The sequence below is a fragment of the Clostridia bacterium genome, assembly GCA_017554615.1.
Classification (GTDB): Bacteria; Bacillota; Clostridia; order UMGS1840; family HGM11507; genus SIG450.
Map to the genome: position 1 here is coordinate 1 of JAFZHY010000027.1, position 19,750 is coordinate 19,750.

Annotated in this window: 12 protein-coding genes; 11 read left to right on the top strand and 1 reads right to left on the bottom strand. The window is 35.8% G+C overall.

Features of this window, described 5'->3' with window-relative positions; translation table 11 throughout:
• Nucleotides 1–414: 414 nt before the first annotated feature.
• From rpoB to IKZ35_06275, 11 genes are all read left to right on the top strand, one after another.
• Nucleotides 415–4,239, top strand: a complete 3,825-nt coding sequence (gene rpoB, locus IKZ35_06225; protein MBR4893553.1) for a DNA-directed RNA polymerase subunit beta — start codon at nt 415–417, stop codon at nt 4,237–4,239.
• A gap of 43 nt (nt 4,240–4,282) precedes the next feature.
• Nucleotides 4,283–7,825, top strand: coding sequence for a DNA-directed RNA polymerase subunit beta' (gene rpoC / locus IKZ35_06230; GenBank protein ID MBR4893554.1), 3,543 nt, complete (start codon nt 4,283–4,285; stop codon nt 7,823–7,825).
• Nucleotides 7,826–7,915: 90 nt separating this feature from the next.
• A complete protein-coding gene (locus tag IKZ35_06235; protein MBR4893555.1) occupies nt 7,916–8,158 on the top strand; it encodes a ribosomal L7Ae/L30e/S12e/Gadd45 family protein in 243 nt (80 codons plus the stop codon).
• 64 nt (nt 8,159–8,222) lie between these two features.
• Nucleotides 8,223–8,642, top strand: a complete 420-nt coding sequence (gene rpsL, locus IKZ35_06240) for a 30S ribosomal protein S12 (GenBank protein MBR4893556.1) — start codon at nt 8,223–8,225, stop codon at nt 8,640–8,642.
• 236 nt (nt 8,643–8,878) lie between these two features.
• Complete coding sequence (gene rpsG, locus IKZ35_06245; protein ID MBR4893557.1) at nt 8,879–9,349, top strand: 30S ribosomal protein S7; 471 nt, start codon at nt 8,879–8,881, stop codon at nt 9,347–9,349.
• A 105-nt stretch (nt 9,350–9,454) separates the two neighbouring features.
• Entirely contained in the window at nt 9,455–11,539 is a 2,085-nt protein-coding gene (gene fusA / locus IKZ35_06250) for an elongation factor G (protein MBR4893558.1), read from the top strand.
• A gap of 70 nt (nt 11,540–11,609) precedes the next feature.
• Entirely contained in the window at nt 11,610–12,812 is a 1,203-nt protein-coding gene (gene tuf / locus IKZ35_06255; protein MBR4893559.1) for an elongation factor Tu, read from the top strand.
• Nucleotides 12,813–13,027: 215 nt separating this feature from the next.
• Nucleotides 13,028–14,407, top strand: a complete 1,380-nt coding sequence (locus IKZ35_06260; protein ID MBR4893560.1) for a hypothetical protein — start codon at nt 13,028–13,030, stop codon at nt 14,405–14,407.
• A gap of 402 nt (nt 14,408–14,809) precedes the next feature.
• Nucleotides 14,810–17,545, top strand: a complete 2,736-nt coding sequence (locus IKZ35_06265) for an S-layer homology domain-containing protein (GenBank protein ID MBR4893561.1) — start codon at nt 14,810–14,812, stop codon at nt 17,543–17,545.
• A gap of 361 nt (nt 17,546–17,906) precedes the next feature.
• Nucleotides 17,907–18,356, top strand: coding sequence for a transcriptional repressor NrdR (gene nrdR / locus IKZ35_06270; GenBank protein ID MBR4893562.1), 450 nt, complete (start codon nt 17,907–17,909; stop codon nt 18,354–18,356).
• Nucleotides 18,353–19,180, top strand: a complete 828-nt coding sequence (locus tag IKZ35_06275) for a PHP domain-containing protein (protein MBR4893563.1) — start codon at nt 18,353–18,355, stop codon at nt 19,178–19,180. The genes nrdR and IKZ35_06275 overlap by 4 nt, the downstream gene beginning before the upstream one ends.
• A 28-nt stretch (nt 19,181–19,208) precedes the next feature.
• On the opposite strand, the gene IKZ35_06280 is transcribed toward IKZ35_06275, so the two are convergent.
• Entirely contained in the window at nt 19,209–19,367 is a 159-nt protein-coding gene (locus IKZ35_06280) for a hypothetical protein (protein ID MBR4893564.1), read from the bottom strand.
• Nucleotides 19,368–19,750: the final 383 nt, after the last annotated feature.

Below are 19,750 nucleotides of genomic sequence, written 5' to 3' on the forward strand. Positions count from 1 at the left end.
CTATCCGGGTATCACATAAAGCTTCGGGCTTACGGGTAATAATCACTTTTTGGTGATTATTACCCTTTTTTAGTTTAACCATCATCTTTTTTATAAACTGTTTAAAATCACACAATAAAAAGGCAAGGGACGGTCTATTATCCTCGGACTCATATGACGATATCATATGAGTCCTTTTAATTTTATTGTAAAAAAATTTATTTTTTTACTTGACACCTTTAAATATTTATGATAAGATGGTAAGACGATTTAATGGGATATTTTCGCCTTTTTTTGGAAAAAAGGCTCAGGATTAGGCATTTAAAAGGGTTTGTTAAAAGGGAAGACAGTCTTTTTAAAAACAATCTTTCAGAAAAAAATATTTTTTATAAATTTTTTAAGTAAATTCCCCAAAAAAATGATGAGGTGATAAATGTGGCGCATCCGGTTAAGTACGGAAAGATTGAAAGAATCAATTTTTCGAAAATCGATGAAGTATTGGCACCACCAAATTTGATCGAAGTTCAGAAAAAATCTTATGATTGGTTTACTACTGCAGGTATCGAAGAGGTTATGGAAGAAATAGGTTCTATTAGCCCTGATATCGGTGCATACGATCCTGTTAAGGATAAAGGTGCAAGTGGTAGCACTCATTATCTTGAATTCTACGATTTCAGATTTGATGATAAACCAAAATATTCTCTGGCAGAAACAAAAATCAGAGAAACAACCTATGCGGTTCCCACAAGAGCAAAGGTACGATTAGTTAACAGAGAAACAGGAGAAGTTAAAGAGCAGGAAATATTTATGGGTGATTTCCCTCTTATGACAGAATCCGGTACATTTATTATAAACGGCGCGGAAAGAGTTATTGTCAGCCAGCTGGTAAGATCTCCGGGTGTTTATTTTGCTATGGTCAGAGATAAGTCCGGAAAACAGTTGTTTTCTTCCACTATGATTCCTAACCGTGGTGCATGGATAGAATTTGAAACTGACACTAACGATGTTTTCAGTGTAAGAATTGACAGAACAAGAAAAGTTCCTGCAACAGTTCTTTTAAGAGCATTGTCCCATCAGATAGATGAAGACGGTGTTTTGCGTAAAGTATTAAATACTGAAACAAATGAAGAAATAAGAGCAATGTTTGGGGAAGACGCTCTGATTCTTTCAACACTTGATAAAGATACCACAACAAATTACGAAGAAGGTATCCTTGAAATCTACAAAAAATTAAGACCTGGAGAGCCTCCTGCAGTTCAGAGTGCTCAGTCTTTAATAAATAATTTATTCTTCGACCCAAGAAGATATGACCTTGCAAGAGTAGGAAGATATAAATTCAATAAAAAATTATCTTTTGAAAACAGAGCATCAGGCTTAGTACTTGCAAGTGATGTTATCTGCCCTGCAACAGGCGAAATATTAGCATGTGCAGGAGAAGTTTTAGACAAAGAGATAATAGAAGTTATTGATAAATCTCCTGTAAACGTTATCACAGTTTTAACTCAGGAACAAAAAGAAGTTAAAATTATGTCTAACGATTCTTGTGATATAAGATATTTCTTTGAAAACGCAGATACAAAAATTATCAATGAAAAGGTTAAATATTCTGTATTAAAAGAAATTATGGATAAGGCAGAGGCGGACAAACTTTCAGAAGAAGAAACTCTTGACTTAATCTATAAAAATAAAAAATCTTTAATTCTTAAAAATGTTACTGTTGAAGATATACTTGCAACAATCAACTATCATCTTACAATAGTATACGGTATCGGAAATCAGGACGATATCGACCATCTTGGAAACAGAAGACTTCGTTCAGTTGGCGAACTTTTACAAAATCAGGTAAGAGTTGGCTTTACAAGAATGGCAAGAGCAATAAAAGAAAGAATGATTACCCAGCAGGATATGGATACTGTTACTCCTCAGAGTCTTGTTAATATAAGACCGATAGTTGCAGCAGTTAAAGAATTCTTCGGTAATTCTCAGCTTTCTCAGTTTATGGATCAGACCAACCCGCTTGCAGAACTTACTCATAAGAGAAGACTTTCTGCATTAGGTCCTGGTGGTTTGTCAAGAGACAGAGCCGGATTTGAAGTGCGTGACGTTCATCACACTCATTATGGACGTATGTGTCCTATCGAATCTCCTGAAGGTCCTAACATCGGTCTTATCGGTTCTTTATCAACATATGGTATAGTTAACGAATATGGCTTTATTGAAGCGCCTTACCGTAAAGTTGATAAGAAAACAGGGGTAGTTACAACTGAAGTTGAATATATGACAGCAGATGTAGAAGATAACTACATTATCGCTCAGGCGAATGAGCCTCTTGATAAAGACGGTAAATTTGTTAATTCCAGAGTTACCGTTAGAAGAAGAGACGAGTTTATGGAAATCGAAGCAGGAAAAGTTGACTATATGGACGTTTCTCCTAAACAGGTTGTGTCCGTTGCTACTGCTATGATTCCGTTCCTTGAAAATGACGATGCTAACCGTGCTCTGATGGGTTCAAACATGCAGCGTCAGAGTGTGCCTCTTCTTAAAGCACAAGCCCCAATCATTGCAACAGGTATGGAATATTCTGCTGCAGTTGATTCAGGCGTTGTTGTACTTGCTGAATGTGATGGTACTGTTACAAAGGTTAGCGGCGACCATATCACAATCACAGGCAAAGATAAAAAAGTTTACGATTATGATTTGATTAAATTCAAACGTTCCAACCAGTCTACATGTATCAACCAAAGACCTATCGTTAAATGCGGCGAAAAGGTTAAAAAAGGTCAGGTTGTTGCCGACGGGCCATCTACTTCAAACGGTGAAGTTGCCCTTGGTAAAAACGTGTTGATAGGCTTTATGACCTGGGAAGGTTATAACTACGAAGATGCTATTCTTATAAACGAAAGAATAGTTAAAGAAGATGTGTTCACATCTATCCACTTAGAAAAATACGAAACCGAAGCAAGAGATACAAAACTTGGCCCAGAAGAAATCACAAGAGATATTCCTAACGTTGGGGAAGATGCATTAAAAGACCTTGACGAAAGAGGTATTATCCGTATTGGTGCTGAAGTTAGACCTGGCGATATCTTAGTTGGTAAAGTTTCTCCTAAGGGCGAAACAGAAGTTACAAGCGAAGAAAGACTTCTTCGTGCAATCTTCGGCGAAAAAGCAAGAGAAGTAAGAGATACATCTTTAAGAGTACCTCACGGTGAAGCAGGTATAATTGTTGACGTTAAAGTATTCACAAGAGAAAACGACAACGAAATGGCTCCAGGCGTTAATATGATAGTAAGAGTCAGCATCGCTCAGAAGAGAAAAATCTCTGTTGGGGATAAAATGGCTGGTCGTCATGGTAATAAAGGGGTTATCTCAAGAATTCTTCCTGAAGAAGATATGCCTTACTTACCAGACGGTACAACACTTGATATCGTTCTTAACCCATTGGGCGTACCAAGCCGTATGAATATCGGTCAGGTGCTTGAAGTTCACTTAGGCTATGCTGCAAGAGCATTAGGCTGGAATATTGCAACACCTGTATTTGACGGTGCAAACGAAGACGATATTGCTAAAACATTGGTAAAAGCAGGTTATGATGAAGACGGTAAAACTGTTCTTTATGACGGAAGAACAGGCGAACCTTTTGATAACCGTGTTACTGTTGGTATTATGTATATGTTAAAACTTCATCACTTGGTTGATGATAAAATACATGCGCGTTCTACCGGTCCATACTCACTTGTTACTCAGCAGCCTCTTGGAGGTAAAGCACAGTTCGGTGGTCAGAGATTCGGGGAAATGGAAGTTTGGGCACTTGAAGCATACGGTGCTGCATACACACTTCAGGAAATACTTACAGTTAAATCTGACGATATAGTTGGTCGTGTTAAGACATACGAAGCCATCGTTAAAGGGGAAAATGTTCCTCGCCCTGGCGTTCCAGAATCATTCAAAGTTCTTATTAAGGAACTTCAGAGTTTAGGCCTTGATATGAAAGTATATGCCGCAAACGATGAAGAAATCAACTTAAAAGACACAGAAGACGATGTTGTTCCTGCACCTCGTAAGATAGAATCTGAAGAAGATCTTATCGATTACGCATCAGGAGAAGGAATGGCAGAAGACGAAGATATGGATGATGAAAAAGATTTAGATTTTGCTGATGAAGATATAATAGATGATATCGACGAAGAATTAAATGACGATATCTTAGTTGATGATGACGATGATATTGATGCTATCTTGGAAGAAGAAAGCAATTAGTTTTATGCAAAATCTCAAATTAGAATTGGAGGGAGCAGTTTAAATGGTTGAATTTAACAGTTTTGAAAAAATAAAAATCGGCTTGGCATCCCCTGAAAAGATCAGAGAGTGGTCTTACGGTGAAGTTAAAAAACCTGAAACCATAAATTACAGAACTCAGAAACCTGAAAAAGACGGTTTGTTCTGCGAGAAAGTATTTGGTCCACAAAGAGACTGGGAATGTCACTGCGGAAAATATAAAAGAATCAGATATAAAGGAGTAATCTGCGACAGATGTGGAGTTGAGGTTACACGCTCTAAAGTTAGAAGAGAAAGAATGGGGCATATTGAACTTGCAACACCTGTATCTCACATCTGGTATTTCAAAGGAATACCAAGCAGAATGGGATTACTTTTAGATATCACACCAAGAATTTTGGAAAAAGTTTTATACTTTGCATCATATATCGTTACCGATGCAGGTAAAACAAACCTTATGGATAAACAAATTCTTTCAGAAAAAGAATACAGAGAAGCAAGAGAAAAGTATGGCGATAAATTCAGCGCTGGAATGGGTGCTGCAGCCATTAAAGAACTTCTTAAAAAAGTTGACCTTGATAAAATGAGCGAGGATTTAAAAGAAGAAATCCAGACTGCATCAGGTCAGAAAAAAATCAAACTTATAAAAACTCTTGAAGCAGTTGAAGCCTTCAGAGTTTCAGGAAATAAACCTGAATGGATGATACTTGATGTTGTTCCTGTTATTCCGCCTGATTTAAGACCAATGGTTCAGTTGGACGGAGGCAGATTTGCAGCAAGTGATTTAAATGACTTATACAGAAGAGTTATAAACAGAAATAACCGTCTTAAAAAGTTACTTGAATTACACGCTCCTGACATTATTGTAAGAAACGAAAAGAGAATGCTTCAGGAAGCAGTTGACGCCCTTATTGATAACGGCAGACGCGGAAAACCTGTTGTTGGACCTGGTAACCGTCCTTTAAAATCTCTTTCTGATTTACTAAAAGGTAAACAGGGACGTTTCAGACAGAACCTACTTGGTAAACGTGTTGACTACTCAGGACGTTCAGTTATCGTTGTAGGGCCTACACTTAAACTTTATCAGTGTGGTCTTCCAAAAGAAATGGCACTTGAACTATTCAAGCCTTTCGTTATGAAATGTCTTGTTGAAAAAGGCAAGGCTCATAACATAAAGAGCGCAAAAAGAATGGTTGAAAGAGTTAAAGACGAAGTATGGGATATCTTAGAAGAAGTTATCAAAGAACATCCAGTTTTACTAAACCGTGCTCCTACACTTCACAGACTTGGTATTCAGGCATTTGAACCTGTTTTAGTTGAAGGAAGAGCATTAAAACTTCATCCGCTTGTTTGTACAGCGTATAACGCCGACTTCGACGGAGACCAGATGGCAGTTCACGTTCCTTTATCTGCAGAAGCACAGGCTGAAGCAAGATTCTTAATGCTGTCTGCTAATAACTTATTAAAACCTCAGGACGGTAAACCTGTTACAGTTCCTACACAGGATATGATTTTAGGTAGTTATTATCTTACAGTTGTAGATGAAAACGAACCTGGTACAGGTAAGGTATTTGCTGATTTTAAAGAAGCAATTCTTGCGTATGACAATAAGGCAGTTGGTCTTCACGCTCCTATTAAAGTAAGAGCATATAAAGAAGTTGACGGTGTAATGCAGTCAAAAATAATTGATGCAACCGTTGGACAGATTATATTTAATGAAAATATTCCTCAGGACCTTAAGTTTAAAGACAGAGAAATAGTTGACGGTAAACTTCCTGAAACTTATTTCGACCTTGAAATTACAGTTCCTGCAGATAAAAAAATGCTTGGTAAAATTATCGATGCTTGTATAAGAGAGCATGGCACAACTGATACAGTAAGCGTTCTTGACGAGATTAAAGCCCTTGGTTTTAAATACTCTACAAGAGGTGCTGTAACAGTAAGTGTATCCGATATGGTTGTACCGGGCGAAAAGAAAGGCTTTATCGACGAAGCAGAAAAGAACGTTTTGGAAATTACAAAACAGTTTAGACGTGGGCTTATCTCTGACGAAGAAAGATATAATCTTGTTATCGAAGAGTGGACAAAAACTACCGATAAGGTTACAAAAGCCCTTATGAACGGTCTTGACAAGTTCAACCCTATCTTTATGATGGCGAACTCAGGAGCGAGGGGTAGTGTTAACCAGATTAGACAGCTTGCAGGTATGCGTGGTCTTATGGCTAACACAACAGGTAAGGCTATTGAAATTCCAATCAGAGCGAACTTCCGTGAAGGTCTTAACATATTAGAATACTTTATCTCCACCCGTGGTGCGAGAAAAGGTCTTGCCGATACAGCGTTAAGAACTGCCGATTCAGGTTACTTAACAAGAAGACTTGTTGACGTATCTCAGGATATAATTATCCGTGCTGACGACTGTGGAACCGACGAAGGTATCATTATAAATGATATTATGGACGGAAACAGAGTATTGGAATCTTTAGAAGAAAGATTAAGAGGAAGATATGTTTTAGAAGACCTTGTTCATCCTGAAACAGGCGAAATCTTAGTTGATAAAGATACTATGATTAATGAAGCCATCGCTAAGAAAATCTGCGATGCAGGTATTAAAGAAGTTAAAATACGTTCAGTGCTTGGTTGCCACTTAAGACACGGTGTATGTGCTAAGTGTTACGGTAAAAACCTTGCAACTAACGAAAAAGTTAATATAGGCGAATCTGTTGGTATTATCGCTGCTCAGTCCATCGGGGAACCTGGTACTCAGCTTACAATGAGAACCTTCCACTCTGGTGGTGTTGCGGGAGACGATATCACTCAGGGTCTTCCAAGAATTGAAGAATTATTCGAAGCAAGAAGACCTAAGAAATTTGCGATTATTTCTGACCTTGACGGTAAAGTTTCTTATTCTGAATCTAAGAAGAAGAGAGAAATCACAGTTACTGCAGAAGACGGTCAGGCAGAAACATATCAGATAGCCTACGGATATGAAACAAAGGTAAAAGACGGCGACTTTATTAAAAAAGGCGACCCTATTACCGGAGGTTCAATCTATCCTCACGATATATTAAGAGTTCAGGGTCCTGAAGCAGTATGGAAATATCTATTAAAAGAAGTTCAGATGGTTTACAGAAATCAGGGCGTTGATATCAACGATAAACACGTTGAAGTTATCGTAAGACAAATGATGAGAAAAGTTAAAGTTGAAGATAACGGTGATTCTTCATTCTTAACAGGAAGCCTTGTTGACACATTGGAATTTGCAAGTGTAAATGAAGAACTTATAAAAGAAGGAAAAATTCCTGCAAAGGGCAGTGTAATGCTTTTAGGTATTACAAAAGCATCTTTGGCAACAGATTCATTCCTTTCTGCAGCATCATTCCAGGAAACAACAAGAGTTCTTACAGAAGCAGCCATCAAAGGTAAATGCGATCCGCTTATCGGCTTAAAAGAAAACGTTATTATCGGTAAACTTATTCCTGCCGGTACAGGTATGAATATTTACAGAGATTTCGGTTATCATATAAATTCAGATGAAGTGGAAGAAACTGAAGAAATTGCTGAATAAAAAACTTGTTGACTTTTTAAAAATAATAGGTTAAAATATTAAATTGGTGGGATTCTGCGATGGCAGAATTCCCGCCTAAGAGGTTTTAAAATGCTTGATGAGTTAAAAAATTCAAAAAAACTTGTTGGTATAAAGCAATCATTAAAGGCGATAGATAAGGATATCGTCTTAAAACTGTTTATTGCAAAGGATGCTGACCCTGCGCTTACAGGGGTTGTTAAAGACCTTTATGAGAAAAAGGGTATTGATATAGAATTTATCGAAACATCCATAGAACTCGGCAAGGCGTGTGGAATAAATATCGGCGCTGCCTGTGCTGTAATTATCAAATGATTTAAAGTTTTTACTTTTGTAAACTTTAGATATATATACTAAACATAGGAGGTGAAATAAAAAGATGCCTACATTTAACCAGTTGGTAAGAAAAGGAAGAAAGTCACTTAATAAAAAGTCTACTGCTCCTGCTCTTCAGAAAGGTTTAAACACCCTTAAGAAACTACCTACTGACCAGAGTTCTCCACAAAAGAGAGGTGTTTGTACATCAGTTAAAACTACAACACCTAAAAAGCCTAACTCAGCTTTAAGAAAAATTGCCAGAGTAAGACTTACAAACGGAATCGAAGTTTCTTCATACATTCCTGGTATCGGTCATAACTTACAGGAACACAGTGTTGTTCTTATAAGAGGTGGTAGAGTTAAGGACCTTCCTGGTGTTCGTTACCATATCATCAGAGGTACACTTGATACCGCAGGTGTTGCTAACAGAAACCAGTCCAGGTCTAAATACGGTGCGAAAAGACCTAAAGCTGCTAAATAATGTCAGCTAAAAACTAAACTAATTAAAATTATTAAAAGGTTATAGGTGTCTTAGTGCTTTTTAGTTTATTATGCGATAAATAACAAGATTTTTCGGAATACTTTGGCATTTTAGAAGTATTTCGTTAAAGTTCTTATTATATATATACGTATTTGATAAGCGCATTAAAAAGTGCTAACAGTGAATTTGTCATTGAGTACCTGCGATAACCATTTATTGCGAAAGGGGGAAGTAAAGTGCCAAGAAAAGGTAATATTCCAAAAAGAGAAGTTCTGCCTGATCCACTTTACAATGATGTAGTTGTTACAAAACTAATTAACAACATAATGTTAGACGGTAAGAAGGGTGTTGCTCAGAAGATCGTTTATGATGCATTCGACATTGTAAAAGAAAAATCAGGTAAAGAAGCTATTGAAGTTTTCAACGAGGCTATGAACAACATTATGCCACTTCTTGAAGTAAAAGCAAGAAGAGTCGGCGGTGCTACTTATCAAGTACCAATGGAAGTTAGACCTGAAAGAAAACAGACTCTTGGATTACGTTGGTTAACAACTTATTCAAGAAACAGAAATGAAAGAACAATGCGTGAAAGACTTGCTGCAGAAATCCTTGATGCTGCTAACGGTACAGGTGGTGCAGTTAAGAAACGTGAAGATACTCACAAAATGGCTGAAGCTAACAAAGCTTTTGCACATTACAGATGGTAATTTTAACTTTTTACCAAAGAGTATTAGTATGAAGATTAGGTCATCTATCCGGTTTTATACCGGATGGGCCTTATATATTTACTTTGTAAATAGGAGGAAATGTTTGTGCCAAGAGAATTTAGTTTAGAAAAAACAAGAAATATTGGTATTATGGCACACATTGACGCTGGTAAAACCACAACTACCGAAAGAATTTTATATTACACAGGTAGAGTTCATAAAGTTGGTGAAACTCACGAGGGTGGAGCAACTATGGACTGGATGGAACAGGAACAGGAAAGAGGTATTACAATTACTTCTGCTGCTACCACAGCTCAATGGAAGGGTCATAGAATCAATATCATAGATACTCCTGGACACGTTGACTTCACAGTTGAAGTTGAACGTTCCCTTAGAGTTCTTGACGGTTCTGTTACTGTATTCTGCGCAAAGGGCGGAGTTGAACCACAGTCAGAAACCGTATGGCGTCAGGCTGATAAATACGGGGTTCCTCGTATGGCTTACGTTAATAAAATGGACATTATGGGTGCAGATTTTTATAACGTTGTATCCATGATGAAAGACAGATTATCTTGTAATGCTGTTCCTATTCAGTTACCTATCGGTTCAGAAGATACATTCAAAGGTATTATCGACTTAGTTGAAATGAATGCCGATGTATACTATGACGAAATGGGTAATGATATGCGTGTGGAAGAAATTCCTGCGGATATGAAAGATAAAGCAGATGAATACAGAAATAATCTTTTAGAATCAGTTGCTGAACTTGATGAAGACCTTATGATGAAATATTTAGAAGGCGAAGAAATCACAACTGACGAAATTAAGAAAGTATTAAGACAGGCTACAATTGATAACAAAATTGTTCCTGTACTATGTGGTACTTCTTACAGAAACAAAGGTGTTCAGAAACTTCTTGACGCAGTTGTTGACTTTATGCCTGCTCCGGTTGATATCCCTGCTATTAAAGGTATCATCCCTGGAACAGAAATAGAAGAAGACAGACCTGCTGATGATAACGCTCCTTTCTCAGCGTTAGCATTCAAAATTATGACTGACCCTTATGTTGGTAGACTTTGTTTCTTCAGAGTTTATTCCGGTACTTTAAAATCAGGTTCCGGTCTGCTTAACTCTACTAAGAATAATAAAGAAAGAATCGGAAGAATTCTTCAGATGCACGCTAATCACAGAGAAGATATCGAAATGGTTTACTCTGGTGATATCGCTGCCGGTGTTGGTTTCAAAAACACAACTACCGGGGACACATTATGTGATGAAAACCATCCGATTATATTAGAATCAATGGAATTCCCTGAACCAGTTATCAGAGTTGCCATTGAGCCTAAAACAAAAGCAGGTCAGGAAAAAATGGGTATTGCCCTTTCCAAACTTGCTGAAGAAGACCCAACATTTAAAACATACACAGACGATGAAACAGGTCAAACTATCATCGCAGGTATGGGTGAACTTCATCTTGAAATTATCGTTGACAGATTGTTAAGAGAATTCAAAGTTGAAGCAAATGTTGGTAAACCTCAGGTTTCTTACAAAGAAACTATCAGAAAACCTGTTAAAATTGAACACAAATACGCAAGACAGTCCGGTGGTAAAGGTCAGTACGGTCATGTTCATCTTGAACTTATCCCTCAGGAACCAGGCACAGGATACAGTTTTGAAAACAAAATTGTCGGTGGTGCTATTCCTAAGGAATACATCCCTGCTGTTGACGCTGGTGTTCAGGGCGCTATGGAAAGCGGTGTGCTTGCAGGCTATAACGTAGTTGACGTTAAGGTTGTATTATACGATGGTTCTTACCACGAAGTCGATTCATCTGAAATGGCGTTTAAAATTGCCGGTTCAATGGCATTCAAAGAAGGTTCTAAAAAGGCTGAACCAGTTCTACTAGAACCTATTATGAAGGTTGTTGTTGTTGTTCCTGAAGATTACATGGGCGACGTTATCGGTGATATCAACTCAAGAAGAGGTAGACTTGAAGGTATGGAAGCTCGTCAGGGCGCTCAGCAGATCAATGCGTTCGTTCCACTATCTGAAATGTTTGGTTACGCTACAGACCTTCGTTCTAAAACTCAGGGTAGAGGTAACTATTCTATGGAACCATCTCACTACGAAGAAGTTCCAAAATCAGTTGGTGAAAAAATTATTTCTGCAAGAACTAATAAAGCCGAATAAAAGTCTTGCATTTTACTAAAAAATTTATTATAATGTAAATACAAATTTTTCTATAAGGGAGGAAATTACAATGGCAAAAGCAAAATTCGAAAGAACTAAGCCCCACGTTAACATTGGTACTATCGGTCACGTTGACCATGGTAAAACAACTTTAACAGCGGCTATTACAAAAGTTTTAAGTTTAAAGGGCCAGGCTGAATTCTCAGCTTACGATAATATCGATAAGGCTCCTGAAGAAAGAGAAAGAGGTATCACTATCTCTACAGCTCACGTTGAGTACGAAACTGACAACCGTCACTACGCTCACGTTGACTGCCCTGGACACGCCGACTATGTTAAAAACATGATCACAGGTGCTGCTCAGATGGACGGTGCTATCCTTGTTGTTTCTGCTGCTGACGGTCCAATGCCTCAGACAAAAGAACACATTCTTCTATCTCGTCAGGTTGGTGTTCCTTACATCGTTGTATTCATGAACAAAGCTGACCAGGTTGATGACGAAGAATTATTAGAATTAGTTGAAATGGAAATCAGAGAATTACTTTCTGAATATGAATTCCCTGGAGATGATACTCCAATCGTTAAAGGTTCAGGTCTAAAAGTTCTTGAATCTACATCTACTGATCCAAACGCTCCAGAATACGCTTGTATTCTTGAACTTATGGCTGAAGTTGACGCTTACATCCCTACACCTGAAAGAAAAGCTGACTTACCATTCTTAATGCCTGTCGAAGACGTATTCTCTATCACAGGTCGTGGTACTGTTGCTACAGGTAGAGTTGAAAGAGGTCAGTTAAAAGTTTCTGAAGAAGTTGAAATCGTTGGTTTAACAGACGAATCAAGAAAAGTTGTTGTTACTGGTATCGAAATGTTCAGAAAACTTCTTGACTATGCTGAAGCTGGTGATAACATCGGTGTTCTTCTAAGAGGTGTTCAGAGAACTGAAATCGAAAGAGGTCAGGTTCTTGCTAAACCAGGTTCAATCACTCCTCACAAGAAGTTCCAGGCTCAGGTTTACGTTCTAAATAAGGACGAAGGTGGTAGACATACACCATTCTTCAACAACTACAGACCTCAGTTCTATTTCAGAACAACTGACGTTACAGGTCTTATCACATTACCAGAAGGCACAGAAATGTGTATGCCTGGTGATAACGTTGAAATGACTGTTGAACTTATCACACCAATCGCTATCGAAGAAGGATTAAGATTCGCTATTCGTGAAGGTGGTAGAACAGTTGGTTCTGGTGCTGTTACAGCAATCGTTGAATAATTAAATATTCACATATAAAGAGAGCAGATTTTATATCTGCTTTCTTTTTTGTTGTCATTGAAAAAATGAATGTAATGTGATATAATGATTTCATCGAAGATGAAATCAGCGATATAAATCTCTTGCGAGATTTTCGATATGTTCCTGACACAACTCGATATGCCTTGCGGCTCGATATGTTGCTTACGCAACGTGAATTAAAGGGGGAAAATAAAATGTGGCCTTTTATAAAAAAGAAGAAAAATGTTTCTGAAATATTTGAGCATAAATATTATGTGAATGATAAAATATCTGACTCGCCAAAGTATGATTTAGCAATGCTTTATGAGAGATGTGTAGAGGAAATGACTCTGCAACAGGCAAAAAGAGACCAGATTTTTACTCTTTATCTTGCTATGTTTTCATTTCTTGTGCCATTCGCACTATCTACTGCAGGTATAGGGGATATCGCAAAAGGCGCAATATTTATCGCCCTTGCCATAATAGGCTGGATGTTTGCCTTAATTATAGAAAGATACCGTATCTATAAAGAATCATATTGGTTATGCTGCCAGGCAATTACATGCCTTATGAGTTTTAAAGAGGGGTCTATCGATAAAAAAACAGTTCAGGCAGTTTATTACAGTTGTCTTTTTAAAAAAGGCGAAAAATACATAGACAAAAAAAATAATAAATATAAAAGACTGGACTTTTATAAAGGAAATATCTTCAGCGGAGAAACAATTTATTATCTTATCCATTCCTTTATAACATCCATTATGGTTTTTCTGGGAATTAACCAGATGTTTTATAATAATTCTAAAATTTCTGAGAGTTTACTTAATATATCAGGCATACTGTGTGCATTTATAGTTTTTGTTATACTTACAATCTTTTATTTTGAGCGTTTGCTTGAAGTTTACTCAGTTTTAGTTGAAAATACTGAAAAAGCATTTAACAAGGCATTCTCAAAAGCGTGGTTCTTACATTTTTATATGGAAAACTCTAAATATTCCTTAGTAACTGTGGATAATACTTTGGGAAGAGTTTTAAAAAGAGAAATAGATGACCTTAAAACCTTTGTTCATCATATTAAAGACGCAGAATCTTTAGAAATTAAAGAAAGCGAAAACGGTTATCGCATATTTATTGTATGCCACGGTGCTGTTTGTGTTAATGACGATAATACTCTTTATGAAAAAGGCGTGTGTGCGTTTACCCATAAAGAAGATATTAATATAAAATCGATGGACGATTCAGTTGTTCTTGAAATAAATGTCATAAACATCAAAGAAGAAAACAATTTGAAACTTCCATACTTTAAAAATTATGTCCAAAATAAAAATTTTGAAATATTAGAAGAGGGTATTGTTCCGTGTATTAAAATTGAAACTCTGAATTTAGGAACACCTAAGATAAAAGAATATAACAAAAATACTCTAAGTGAAAGATTTATATATTCCTTTGATGATAACGAATGTATTTTGGAAATTGACGAAGAACTCATTAAATTAGGGCAAAATACATTATTTCATATTCCTTATAATAAAAAGTTTAAGGTAATCGTTTGCGAAAAACAAAAAGCACACGGTATGATTATAGAATATAAAAGGTAACTGTAAAATTGTTACACAATTATTTCCATAATTTTAAAATAATTACGGATATATTTCAATTGTGTAAAAAAGGTTGATTTTTTAAAAAAGTTATAATAGAATGTTCTCGAACAGAAAAAAGAGCCTTTTTTAAAAAAGAATGAAAAATATTTTTTATTCTTTTAAAAGATTTATCAAAAGGGTGTAAAACAAGGGAGTTTATCCTGCAAAAAGGATAAAAAGTCAAAAAAGATACAGTATCATTACAATTATGTTACAATCATTGACACCTTGAAAAAACTTTGGTAAAATTGGTATAAACAAAGATAAGGCTTTCTGTTTTATCTTGCGCCGAAAGAAAGAATGGCGCATAAAAAATTCTTTCGAAAACAAAAAAATATTTTTATAAGGGAGGAAACTCAAATGAAAAACTTAAAGAAAATTGCAGCTTTAGTTATCGTTCTTGCTATGGCTTTAAGCTCAGTTAGCTTCGCAGCTTTTACTGATGTTAAAGAAGATGCAAGTTACAACGAAGCTGTAACAGTTATGTCCGCTCTTGGCCTATTAAAAGGTTACGAAGATGGTACATTCGGTCCTGACAAAACTATTACAAGAGCTGAATTCGCAGCTGTTGTTGTTAGAATGTTAGGCATGGAAGTTGCTGCTTCTGGCGTTGCAACTGCTACAAACTTTATTGACGTTCCTGCTACTCACTGGGCAGCTGGTTACGTTAAAATCGCTAACCAGAAAGGAATTATCAATGGTTACGGCGATGGAAACTTTGGTCCAGAAGATGAAGTAACATACGAACAGGCTATTAAAATGCTTGTATTAGCTCTAGGTTACGCTCCAAAATTTGAAGGAGTTGTTGACGCTTATCCAACAGCTTACATGGCTGAAGCTAACGCTCTTGGCATGACAGTTGGTGCTGCTGGTAAAATCGGCGACAAAGCTACAAGAGCTATCGTTGCAAGACTTGCTTACAACGCATTAGATGATCAGCTTATGGAACAGAAAGGTTATGGCTCAGAAATAACTTTTGAACCAGTTGATAAAACTTTATTATCTTCAATTTTAAAAGTTGCTAAAGTTGACGCTACAGTTAAGCCAGTTGGATTCACAGCTGAAGATGCTAACAAAGTTGTAGTTAATGTTACAGACCTTGGCGATGAATATGATAAATCAGGAATCGAAGAAGGCGAAAAAACATATGATGCAGTTGAAGGTTTAGTTATCCCTAAAGGATACGCTGTAACAGCTTTCATCGACTACAATGATGAAGATATGGTTGTTTTAGCAGTTGTTCCTAAAGCTGGTAAAAACGAAGTTCTTGAACTTACAGCTACTCAGATGTTCGAAGGCGAATTAGATTTAGAAGTTGCAGATGACGAAGGTATTTTAACATACTACAAAGTTTCTTCTGACGAATCTAAAGCTACAGAAGTTGAACTTTCAAAAGAAATAGTAGTTTACAAAAATCAGAATGTAGAAGCAGTAAAAAAAGCTGATTATTCTGACATTGAAAGCGCTTACGCTGCTGGTAACATCCAGTCTCTTAAATTAATTGAAAATAACAAAGATAACAAAGGTTATGATGTATTAATCTACACAGAAGTTAAATCTGATATCGTTAAAGAAATCAACGATTTTACTGAAAGTGTAACTGGTCAGTTAAATAACGACATTTATGATTTTGATAAAGAAATCGAAGACCAGATTTATACATTAAAAGATGTTAATGGTAAAGAATTATCATTTGCTGACATTAAAGTTGGCGATATCATCAATGTAATTGAATCAGTAGATGCTAAAGATAAATCATACTTTGAATACATTATCTCTTCTGATAAAGTTGAAGGTACTGTTACAGAAGAAGACGAAAGTGGTAAAACAGTAGTTATCGGCGACAAAGAATACAAACTTGCTGACGGCGTTTCAGTTGAACCTAGCGACAAAGGTACTTTCTATGTAGATATCATGGGCAATATCATCTATAAAGAATTAGACGTTTCTTCTAGAACATTTGGTATCTTATACCAGATCGAAGTTGCTGACGGTCTTGAAGAAGGTATTGAAGTTACTATCTACACAAGAGAAGGAAACTTTGATGTATTCACTCTTGATAGCGAAGTAGAATTAAATGGCTTAGGTGAAGTTGAATTAGCTGATTTATCAGCTGCTACAAAGAATAAATTAGTATATGATGAAGATGTAACAGTATTTGATGTTACAACAACACCAGAACTTGTTATGTACTCTGCAAACTCTTCAGGTGAAATCAGCTCTTTAATTAATAAAGCTAACATTGAAGCAAAAGCTAGCGACTATTATGTTGTAGACGAAGATGAAGCTGAATACAGTGCTGACTATGAATCTATTGACGATGCAATTATAGTTGATTCTTCAGTTATCGTTGCAAGTAAAGATGACAAATTAGTTAGAAAAGTAGATAACTACTCTATTTCTTCAAAAGCTGTTTTCAACGAAAAAGTTAAGTCAAACATCACTTATATTGCTGAAGAAGCTACTGATGAATTAGTATATGCAATCGTATACAATGCAACTGCTAAAGTTGAAGCTACAAATCCTGTAATGGTTGTTAATGCAGTTAATAAAGGCGAAACAGAAGACGGCGATGAATACTCAATCGTTAAAGGTTATGTTAACGGCGAATTAAAATCATTTAACTTAACAAATGATGCAGATATAGAAACTCTATCTAAATCAGGTTCTAAAGCAATCGCTAAAGGTGCTTTAATTCAGTACAACGAAGGCGACTTTGCTAGTGCAGTTAGAATTATTGCTACAGCAGCAGATGTTGAAGCAGCTGCTAAAGGCGAATTAACTGGTTACGGCGAAGACTACAAAGACGATGAAACAGGTTACTTAGTATCTGGTAAAGTTGATGATTACAGAAATGGTAAAATCTTCTTTGATGGTGCAGAATCTGGACTTTCATTTAAATCTGGAACACCAACAGTTAAAGTTACACTTAAAGATTCAAAAATCAGCAAACTATCTGCTGGTTACTCAATCTCTTATGCTGAAACTAAAGAAAACTACAAAGAAAACAACAAAGACGTTGTAATCGTTTACAACTATGACAGAGAAAACATGATCTGCGTAGTTATCGATCTTGGCGATGCTAACAAAAAATAAGATTAACCTTTAAATAGTTAACTTATAAATTAAATGCCTCGGGGGTTTCCCCGAGGTATTTTTTTGTAAAATTTTTATATAAAAAAGAGAAACCGTAAAAGGTTTCTCTTTTTCTTTACAAAGCAATGGGGATTATACTGCTTTGCACACCAAAGATAAATCTTCGGTAATAATTTTAAAAAAGGGATTTAAGGGGTTATTGGGGGGTGTTATAAAGTATTTCTTTACTTTATAGTTTAATTATAAATTACATTTATGATGATATAATGAAAAGAATATGAATAAATTATTAACTTATAAATTTTTAATCTTTTATTTTTTAATAATATATGTTAAAATATAACTAAAGGGAGTGTTTATTATGAAATGTCCGTTTTGTGGATTTGCAGATTCCAAAGTTATAGAAACCCGTACAGTTGACGATACTAACTCTATAAGACGAAGAAGAGAGTGTTTAGAATGTCAGCAAAGGTTTACAACATACGAAAAGGTTGAAAATATTCCGTTGGTTATAATAAAGAAGAATAAAACAAGAGAAACCTTTGACCGTGAAAAAGTTCTTGCAGGAATTATTACTGCATGTCAGAAGCGCCCTGTTACTGCTTCTCAGATGGAGCAGATGGTTGACGAAATTGAGCAACAACTTCTTAATTCATTAGAAAGAGAAGTTCCAAGCACAGTTATAGGCGAACTTGTTATGCAGAAACTAAAGGATGTTGACGAGGTTGCATATGTGCGTTTTGCATCAGTTTACAGGCAATTTAAAGATATAAATACATTTATGTCTGAACTTAAGAAATTATTATCATGAGAGAATATATTGACTTACACACTCATTCTACCTGTTCTGACGGGTCTTTTACCCCAAAAGAAATTATAGCCCACGCAGACGAAATAGGGTTATACGCAGTAGCACTTACTGACCACGATAATATTGACGGAATCTTAGAGGCGAAAAAAGAAGCACTAAAAAGGGATATAATCTTTATTCCGGGCATTGAAATCAGTTGCGATTTTTCAAGCGAACTTCATATAGTCGGACTTAATATTGACTGTGAGAGCGAAAAGTTAGTTAATCTTACAAATAAGTTTAAAGAAGACAGGAAGAAAAGAAATATAAATACAATAAAAAGGCTAAACGATGCAGGAATTGATATAAACTTAGAGGAAGCAGAAAAATATTCTACCGGCAATGCCCTTGGAAGAGCGCATATTGCAAAGGTTATGGTGGATAAAGGATATGCATCCTCTGTAAAGGATGCGTTTAAAAAATATCTTGGAAAAGGAAAAATAGGATATTCCAATGAGTTTAGAATATCCTATAAAGATGCAATATCTGTAATTAAAGAGTCGGGTGGTGTTGCAATTTTAGCCCACTGCCACTATCTTAATATGAATGAAGATGAATTTATAGAATTTATAAAAGAACTTAAATCGTACGGTCTTAATGGTCTTGAGGGTTATTATACAGAATACACCAAAGAACAAAGCGATTTTTATATAAGCGTTTGCAAAAAGTTAGACTTAATAATTTCCGGTGGCTCAGACTTTCATGGGGATATGAAGCCGGATATTAAGCTTGGAAAAGGGTTTGGCAATTTAAAGGTGCCAAAATGTCTTCTTGATAATTTTTAATTTATGCATATTTATTCATTTTATACAACTATAATACATTGTCCTTTTCATAAATTCGCTTAAGGCTTTCAGGATGTGTCCATACATCTTTTCTCTTACTCATTCCCTCTATATCCACAAGTTTATTACCAAAACTATCTAATTCGCTGAAGTATCTGCTTTCAGCGTTTTTATTTATTTTACCCATATATATTCTCCTTTTTTATAAAAAAATTAAAACTTTTAAGAATCTATTTGTTTTTAGTTTGATAAAATAATAAAAAAATATTCTTTTAATATAAAAAAAGTATTGCATTTTTATACAAAAGGGTTTATGATTATAAAAGGAATTAATTTTTATGTATCCTTAGTGCAGTAGTACTCGAACACCATATGGTTTTAAAATATAAATTATGTTTCATATTGCAGAAATCTCTTCAGATATACAAGAGTATTATCCTTGATATTTCTTTATCTGAAACAAAATTTCTTGTTTTAAAACTCTTCGACCTTAAACGCAGGAAAATTTTTAAGATTTTTAATGCGAAGGACGAAGTCAGGCTGACGCCTTACGAGGACGACAAATTAAAA